This window comes from Halomonas sp. 3D7M, assembly GCF_014897885.1.
Lineage (GTDB): Bacteria > Pseudomonadota > Gammaproteobacteria > Pseudomonadales > Halomonadaceae > Vreelandella.
On record NZ_JABUZF010000237.1, the window covers coordinates 1 to 8574 of the forward strand.

The 8574-nt window shown below is 45.4% G+C and carries 6 protein-coding genes and 1 pseudogene; all 7 read right to left on the reverse strand.

The window, feature by feature from the left end; genetic code table 11:
- Positions 1–111: 111 nt before the first annotated feature.
- Positions 112–2037 (reverse strand): hypothetical protein, encoded by a 1926-nt coding sequence (locus INT22_RS13370; RefSeq protein ID WP_193068394.1) that lies wholly within the window; start codon positions 2035–2037, stop codon positions 112–114.
- Positions 2027–3256 carry a hypothetical protein gene (locus tag INT22_RS13375; RefSeq protein ID WP_193068395.1) on the reverse strand — a complete coding sequence of 410 codons (1230 nt, stop codon included), beginning with the start codon at positions 3254–3256 and terminating at the stop codon, positions 2027–2029. The genes INT22_RS13370 and INT22_RS13375 overlap by 11 nt, the downstream gene beginning before the upstream one ends.
- A gap of 80 nt (positions 3257–3336) precedes the next feature.
- Positions 3337–4131: a hypothetical protein gene (locus INT22_RS13380; RefSeq protein WP_193068396.1), complete on the reverse strand. Its 795-nt coding sequence runs from the start codon at positions 4129–4131 to the stop codon at positions 3337–3339.
- On the reverse strand, positions 4131–5381 hold the full coding sequence (locus INT22_RS13385) for a site-specific integrase (protein WP_193068397.1): 1251 nt from the start codon (positions 5379–5381) through the stop codon (positions 4131–4133). The genes INT22_RS13380 and INT22_RS13385 overlap by 1 nt, the downstream gene beginning before the upstream one ends.
- An 85-nt stretch (positions 5382–5466) precedes the next feature.
- Positions 5467–5721: pseudogene (locus tag INT22_RS13390) on the reverse strand (PA0069 family radical SAM protein); the annotation flags it as partial.
- A 68-nt stretch (positions 5722–5789) separates the two neighbouring features.
- Complete coding sequence (locus INT22_RS13395) at positions 5790–7427, reverse strand: methyl-accepting chemotaxis protein (RefSeq protein WP_193068398.1); 1638 nt, start codon at positions 7425–7427, stop codon at positions 5790–5792.
- Positions 7428–7574: 147 nt separating this feature from the next.
- On the reverse strand, positions 7575–8574 hold a 1000-nt coding region (locus tag INT22_RS13400), incomplete at its 5' end, for a uracil-xanthine permease family protein (protein WP_226912724.1).

The window sequence follows — 8574 nt, forward strand, 5'->3', positions numbered from 1 at the left end:
GGTGAGTCTCGTGAATAAGCCGGGTTTACGCGCGTGGGCTTTCCATCCATCATCCGTATGTAGGCTTCCCACAGTTCTTTTGTTGTCTTGTTATTAACCCAGAAAGGAGTATCAGTCTTTTTCGGCATCATGATCTCGATTGTACTGTGTAATCAATTCAATTGCCTGCGAGGTAGCGGCAAGGTCGGCTTCTATCTGCTCTCGAGCGAAAAGATCTCGAAGGTGAAGGGACTCCAGCTCGTACTGTAAATGCTCCTGAACCTGGCGGAGGGCTGATAGGCGTTTACTATCAATGATGGCGTTAGAGCAGACATTCCCTTCGGCTTTAGTCATACATCCCCGTACCGTAATTGCTTTTTGCCATTCACAGTAATCTGCTTTCGTGCATATACCGAGAGTATTGGCCTTGAGCACCCCCCGAACCTGCCCTTGACGAATCTCCTCAACTGAGAGCAATGGCGTAACGCTTATAATAGCCCGTTTGTGGTCGTCACCGTAGGGGCTAAAGTGACGACAACTTTCCATTATGTCTTCTCTGTCACGATTGTAGGTGTCGACGTAAATTTGGGTAAATTCTTCTGCATCACGTTGATTAGTATCGGTCACCAATGGGTTGTCCTTGTCATTTCTGGCTAGGTGCCAAAAGTTACGGCAGTAGTAATTGCCCATTTGCCAAGTCTGGTGTTTGGCCTGGAAGCTAATGCTATCTTGACTAATTAGACCGCTGGCTGCAGCGTATACTAGGATCGTGCGCCGCAGTTGATGAATGCTTGGCTGCCAGGCTTTGCTCGGGCCGAATTTTTCTCTATTTAAGCTGGGTGTTAACTTTTTGGCCTTGGCCCAGTCGTCTTCAGTGATGGAAGTTTTTGCTGCTGTTGTAAGTATTTTGAAGTCTATCCCCTCTATTGGCGAGCCGTGCTGTAGCTTACCTATGCGCGCCTCAGAAGGACTATGCTCACGGCCGAATGTAATATCGAATACTTGAAACAGGAGATCAGTTATAACTGGGGGATTTGGATGTACACTTTCGTAGGTATCTAGAAGCTTTTCTAATGATTGGATAGCAATTACTAGGCGAGGTGAAACAATCCAGACCGCATTTGAGTTTGTTTGAGTCTTACTTGTACCCGACCTGAGAAGGTAGGAGCGCGTATCGACGACCCATTCGTTTGTAAGGCAGCCTCGTCTAAGCTCTAAAATTTCGCTTCTACGCGCACCACTGCCACTGGCTATTACCCAAATAGCGGCTATGCGAATAACGTAAATGTAGGAACTTACTGGTGATATAGATCTTCCTTGCCATTTTTTAAAATTGTCAGCTAGAGCGGGGTACCTAGACATCAGAAAGCCCCAATGGGCCGGCTTACCTTTGCGGCGACGCTTGAGGGGGGCTGGCCCCCAAATTTCCATGACCTCTTTAAACTCATCGGCCACAGCCAAGTAGCCCTGTAAAATTTCATGGGCAATAGTATCTAGCTCGTTGTGGATGCGAAGCGGTATGACAGGGTGCTGCTTAGGTTCTATAGTTTTAATCGCGTTTAACGCTTTAATCTGACTGTGTTCGAGAAATGTCCAGCCTAAGGTTTTGTTTAGAGCTAGAGCCATCCGCGAAATTGAACGGATGACATCCCTGCGTTGGACTGTGCTCCCCAACTGGCAGAAGTCAATTAGAGCCGCAGGGTGCCGGTGCAAGTCAGTCAGAGCAACTCTATTTTCCCCACAATAAGCTACCAGTGAAGCAAGGATTGAGCAGATTGCTCTTGCGGCATTTGGGGCTAGACTCGTCCCATGCGTGAGTCGCAAGAGTGCTAATTGCTTAGCTGCCTTCACATCGCTAGCGTTGCCTTCTGGCCAAATCACTGATCTTTTGCCAGCAGGCCGCTGGCGGCTATATGGAAAAAACCAGACTGGGTCGTCGAAACGACTAAGCGTTTCACTCTTGAAATTGACCGAGATAACTGGATTTTCGGTGCCTTTGACACTCGATACTGGTAAATCATCAGCCCACTGGAGATGCAAGTAAAGATTAGTTTCCATACAAAGCCTCTCCTAACTGAGCAAGTGCAGTAAAACGAGGATGAGGGTTTTCCGCGATGACTTGCTTTAGAAATAGGATTTTAAGTTTATGCTCGGGATGGAGCTTAATATAGGCGTTGATAATCTCGTCGATAAATCCGCCTAAATTCGCTATTTCCGGGTTGCCATAAGCTCGAAATGATAAACAGTATTGGTAGCTTAAAAGCCTATGAACGTAATCGAAATTGTCCTCGCCACGATAGTTTTGACAGCTCAGGCAGGCTCCCTCCGTACAGGGTGCTACAGGCTGATCATCCAAAGGTTTGTATTTTCCAGGTGCATTGCATTTTCCCGGTGTGAGCGCCGCCTGTAATGGGCTTGAAGCCCAGAATTCCGACCATTCAAGAATGGACTGCTCTAGGTTCCCTTTACCTCCATAGTTCCGGTACACAGTGCTCGGCTTGTTTCCCATCCCTTGGGCGACCCTAATCTGATCTCCATGGTAACGTCGCAATAGCCAAGTAGCCTTTGCTAGTCGTAAGGTTCGTGAGGTATAAACCGTGATTCCAGTTCTGTATAGCCATTTGCGGATGTTTGTTTTATTTTCGTTTGGATCGAGTGGTTTAACATTTATTTCTAGCAATCCTGCTTGAGCTTTTGCGATAAGAGATGAATCACCCTGACAATTAGTAACAATCCTAGGAAATAATGGGCAGTCGTCACTAACAGGCACGAGGAGACACTTGAGTAAAAAATTGGTATGAGCATCGATGTGTTTCGCATAAAGCTTACTTGAGCGAATGGAAACCAATTTGTTAGCACGTGCCTTTAAAGCTATGAGGTTTTCTCGTTCCTCCCGCCAATTTCCTAAATTTAATGATTGAGCAATAGACAGGTTGCATCCCGTAAAAGCGATAAAGCGGTTCATTTCGGCCCAAATTCGAAGTTGAATTAGGGGTAAGTTGGCAATACGCGAGTCGCATTCAGGGGTATCAAGCCTTGCATAAGGCTCTGGTAGCTGATGGTCGTGAAATTTTCCTTTTATCAATAATTTAACTGTTAATGGATCGGTAATATGGGTAAGTAGAGTTTCAGAAGGGAGAGAGCGAATTAATATATGTAGGTTAGCGCAGAATTCGTGAAGTTCAGCTTGGCCGAGCCTTTTAGTGGTTAGTCCAGACTCCAGTAAGCGGGGTAAGGCAAGGTTTAACTTGATTTGATAAGATGATAAACCCAACACACTAGATAATAGATTAACTACAGGTAAAATTTTCTGGTGAGCCGTAGTAGCCTTAATACGGCCTGCTTGCCATCGTCTAACTAGATGCTTTGAATAATTTTTAAGGGACTCAACTGCTGTACTTTTTCTAAGTTTTGCTCTGTTTCATCTGCCCATTTGAACCAACTCAACAACTTTTCCCATAGGGAGGAAAGACTACTTACGCTGTGGGATTTAGAGACTATGTGCGCAGCAAATTGTTCACGCAGCATTCTTACCAGTTCAACGCGTCCAGAGAAGTCAATTGCAATTTGGCTGAGTCGCTTATCACGGACAGTGGCAAATTTTTGAATCGGGATTAGGCTGTCGCATTGAAAGCAAAGTCGCAGAAAATCTGATTGATAAACCCCTCTTTGATCTTCATAGATGAAGAGCCAGTTGTCCATTATTTCACGTGCTATAGTGTTTTGAGGAAATAACTGTAATCGTTCGTGCTCTGTTAGCCCTAGTCCAGTGGCTATCATCTTGACAGTATTTGTGTCATATTTAACCTTGCTTTCATAGCGCGCAAGTAAATAAACAATTGATGACCTTGAAAGTGCGCAGTCTTGTTCATCAACCCATTTTACGAATCGCTTTAAGGCTCCGGCATATCCTGTTTTAGTAATAGGCTTGCAATTCCAAGATTTGATGGCTATAGCTAAAGCACTCAATACGTCAAATCGGCCTTGTTCTAAAGGAGGGAGTTCACTCAGGTCTAACCGCCGAAAAATTCGGAAATCAATGGAAGAAAAACCGTGATAAAGACAAGGCTGCAGATTTACTGAAATTTTCCGACCAGAGGATGCTATATCTTCGAAAGTCCATAGATCAAAATCTTGGTACGTGTGATCCATTAGAATGTCCTCTCGCGAGGGAGGTCAAGAAAATCGCTGTACGCATTAATATCCGACTCCATGATATGGTCGTCTTCAACAAAGTCGATGTAGCCCATGCTTGATTGTGCAGTTGAGTGACCCATTAACCGCATAAGCCTTGGAAGAATCCAATTGGACTTATGTCCCGCCTTCAAAGATGCTATTACAAATGCTGTTCCAAAAGTTGCGCGTGTACAGTGAAAGTAGAAACGCTGTAGTCGTAGACCATTCGATTTAGCGATTAGGCGCAATTTTGTCATATCAGGGCCGAATGAACGAGTTGTAAGTGGCTTTCCAAATTGATTCAGAAAGATTAAATCCTTTAGGTCATTGTCTGCTTTCTTGACGCGAGCTAATCGACGAACAGACATGCAGTATTGAAGGAGTTCGCGAAGTAATGGCTCTGGCATTGAAGGGTGGTATGTCACACCTCCCTTAGTTGCAATACCATATTCAGGCCCAATTGAAATGGCATACCAGCCAGGAATTTCCGATGAAGGAAAATGATTGCGTAGAGCTTTATGAGTTAAATTGATGATACTTCCATTTCTCATTCCAGAAAAAAAACCACACTTCATAAATAGACAGAACTCTAACCTAAAATATTCTTCACAAATAAGAAGAAGTTTATTTCTGTCTGAAATTTTAATGGGAATACATCCCTCTTCGACACCTTTCTGAGCAACAGTGTTTCGTCTGATTGCCAAATCTGATGTGAGAACTCTTAATGATCGCTCAAGCCCAAATCTATTCGTTATACGAACAGTTACCTCCAAGTTTATAAATGGTTCTGATGCCGTGGCATCCAGGATTCTTGTATGTATAGCCCACAAATAGAATGCGCGAATCACAGACATATTATGAGCGCCAGTGGACCTGGCCAGTTCAGAAGCGTTGATGCGCCTCATGACATGACCTCGATACCTGTAGGTAGGTCGCTGACTTTTTTCTTTTGGGATTTCGTTCCACTGTAAGTCTTCGGTTTCTAAAAAGGAGCAATACGATGCAAGTGCAGCAGCATGTTTTTCTACAGTTTTCTGTGAGGCGCCCGTAGCTTCAGCTTCATGAGATTTACGTCGTAAATAAATAGTTGCTGCTACCCACACCGAACCGTCTGTCTGAATAATAGCGGGCATATCAATTATGCCCCCCTGAGGGTCATATTGAACGGCTTCATTTGCTACACCGATTTTTAAGCGTTGTCCGCGATACCATTCGACCTTTGCCATTTAGCAAATGTCCTTCATGTGGCAGGTAGAGAGTCTACACTTAACTGTAGTAGAACCTGCGGTAACAACAACATCACTTTACTGTGCAGTAAATACAGCCATGCTCGCAGCCGCGAAAAGGGTTGAGTGAGCGGTCAAAAGGCAAGTCCGGCGATTGGTTCCAGGAAAGCGCGCTCTTGCTGGGTTCCTCGCGTATCTTCGTTGCAAGCGAAGTAGTGGCCTCTTCATGCCACCAGCCGTCATCCTCTACCACGCTGCAAGTTGGCGAAAAGCGGTTATGCGGGTCGTAGGTCGCACCACGCCCTTTATACACGGTAGCGCTGAAAGGGGAAGAAGCCATTAGTTGCCACCTCTGCACAGACTAGAGTTGCCATATATGGTTATATATACAGTATATGGCGTTTGGCTCTATGTGCAAGGTATGGCTTGGTGAGTTAGCGAAGTCAGTTGAACATGTGATTGGGTGTTTTCACCGCTAGCGTTGAGTTTAAACCTAAGCACAACCTCGGTTAACCGTTCAGCTTCATGCTCTAACTGAGTGGCGGAGGTGCTGGCTTGCTCCACCATGGCGGCATTCTGTTGAGTCGTCTGCTCCATTTCGCCAACAGCACTATTTACTTCGTTGATGCCAACACGTTGCTCCTCGCTAGCGACTGCGATCTCATCCATCAAAGAGGTAACACGCTTAACGGATTCCATAATGGCGATCATTGACTCACTGGCTAAATCCGCTTGTTGAGTGCCTGCTTCTATTTGGCTTACTGACGTTGCAATCAATTGACGTATATCTGCTGCGGCATCAGCGCTGCGGGTTGCCAGCAGGCGAACTTCACTGGCTACCACGGCAAATCCTCGACCATGTTCACCTGCTCGGGCTGCTTCAACTGATGCATTGAGCGCTAAAATATTGGTCTGAAAAGCGATTGAGTCAATTAAGCCAATAATGTCGGTAATCTGTTGCGAGCTATGACGTATCTCATGCATTTTACTAACCACATGAGTCACGACATCACCACCTTGCTGTGCATTATGCGCAGCTTCTTGAGCAACGCGGCTAGCTTGCGCTGCGTTGTCACTGTTGCGTTCCATGGTGGCCGTCATTTCTTCAATACTGGAGGCAGTTTGTGTTAATGACGCGGACTGACGCTCGGTTCGCGAGGCGAGATCTTGGTTGCCTAGCGCAATTCCCCGTGCGCCTGCAAAAACCTCTTCACTGCTATGGCGCACGGTTGCCACCGTTTCCAACAAATCTTTTTGCATGTTGCGTAGCGAGTTGAAGAGAATGCCGATTTCATTTCGGCCATGCACTTCAATTTCTCTAGAAAGATCGCCTTTAGCAATATGTTGAAAGTGCTCGTTGATGCGTTGCATTGGGCGAATTAAGTTGACGCTTACGCCCCAGTAGACAATGGCAGTAATGATTAGCGCGATGATGAATACACTGACAATAGTTGAATTAGCTAAGTTGACCACTGACGAGAAGTTATCCAAACGCTTATTACCTTCGTCTTCTACCGTATGAAAAAAATTAACGGCATCTTGATAAAAAGTGTCATAGGCATCATGGGTACCATTGCGTAGGCGTTGGTAGCCAGCAGTTTCCCCTTGATAAAGTGAGTCAAGTTGAGGAAGTAGCTGATTACTCATCATGCTATTGAAGCTACTCTCTATTTCACGAATGAAGTGCTCATGAGACGGGTTGAATGATAAAGAAAGAAATTCCGCGAACACGTTGTCTGCGCTTTCAAGCAGATTACGCATTTCATCCGCTCGTTGGCGTCTTTCAACGGCAGTAAGAGAAGGGTGCGCCTCTAGCAGCTCTTCGTACAGGCGGCCCATTTGTAAACGTACATTTTGTATCGATGAATTGGTTCTGTTCAGTGTCGATTGTTGATTGACATTGACGTTGGTAAATTGCTCGATGCTTTCCTGACTATGATTGACCGCGTAGAGGCCGGTGCCACTCAGTAGTAGCAGTAATGTCAGAAAAGAGAATAAAACGAGTGACCAGCTCATTCTCATTGTTAGATTGTTTAAGCGGTGCATGTGTCACTCCATTAGTCTCATTATTATGTTCTGCATAGAGAAATAGAACTGCCGGGCTAGCGGCAGTTCTAAAGCGTCGTACATGTTTTAAATGATGATTTTAATAAAGACTTTTAAATGATGATCTTGTAGCTAATTAACACATCATTATTCGGCATGAACGCTACGTTGGCTAAGGTTATTACCTTGGTTATTGGCTTCGTCTTTCGTGTCTTTATCTTCGTTAGCAATTTTTTCTCTTTCCTTAGCCTCATCTGAAAGAGATTTTTTGGGTAGGACGATATTCAGCGTGAAAGCCGTAATGGCGGCCACAACGATGGGGGCGCCACCAATCAAATCTCTTAATACCGCAGGAAACTGCTCGATAGCTGATGGCTCTGCAGCGATACCTAAGCTTAGTGCTAGGGAAAGGCCGACGATGGTCATATTACGTGCAGACATCTCATCTTTAACCAGCAACTGGATGCCAGTCATAGTAATCATGCCAAACACGGTAATTGTTGCACCACCTAAAACGGGGTAAGGAATCGTCGTGATCATTGCGCCGAATTTCGGACTGAGACCCGCCAGAATCATAAAAATACCTGCCAGCGCCAGTACGTATCGGCTAATTACCTTAGTCATGGCTACGATGCCAACATTCTGGCTGAACGTGGACGTGGGCAGGGCACCGAAGAAAGAGCTGACGGTAGTGGTTAAACCATTGCCGAGCAGGCCACCGGTAAGCTCTTTTGTTTTTAGCTCACGGTTCATACCGCCAACGGTTGTGGCAGATAAATCTCCAATAGTTTGTACGGAGTTGATAACACAAATGACGACCATCGAAGCAATAGCCGCTGTGTGAAACTCCATCTCAAACGGCATTAGTTTAGGAACGGCTACCCAGGATGCATTGGCGACGTTGTCGAAACTAACCAAGCCCAGCGATAGGGAGAGCAAATAGCCCACCACAATGCCCACAATAATGGCTGAGAGCTTAATCACCCCTTTACCAAATTGTGCAGCAATTAAAACAGTGAGTAACGTAACGACAGCGACGATCCAATTAATGGGATCACCAAAATTGGCAGCATTAACGTTTCCACTGCCCGCCATATAACGGATAGCGATGTCATATAGCGACAGACCGATCACCAATACCACTGTT

Coding starts and splice junctions, on each gene's coding strand:
- INT22_RS13395 (WP_193068398.1), bottom strand. CDS start 7,427: ATGCACCGCTTAAACAATCTAACAATGAGAATGAGCTGGTCACTCGTT.
- INT22_RS13385 (WP_193068397.1), bottom strand. CDS start 5,381: ATGGCAAAGGTCGAATGGTATCGCGGACAACGCTTAAAAATCGGTGTA.
- INT22_RS13370 (WP_193068394.1), bottom strand. CDS start 2,037: ATGGAAACTAATCTTTACTTGCATCTCCAGTGGGCTGATGATTTACCA.
- INT22_RS13380 (WP_193068396.1), bottom strand. CDS start 4,131: ATGGATCACACGTACCAAGATTTTGATCTATGGACTTTCGAAGATATA.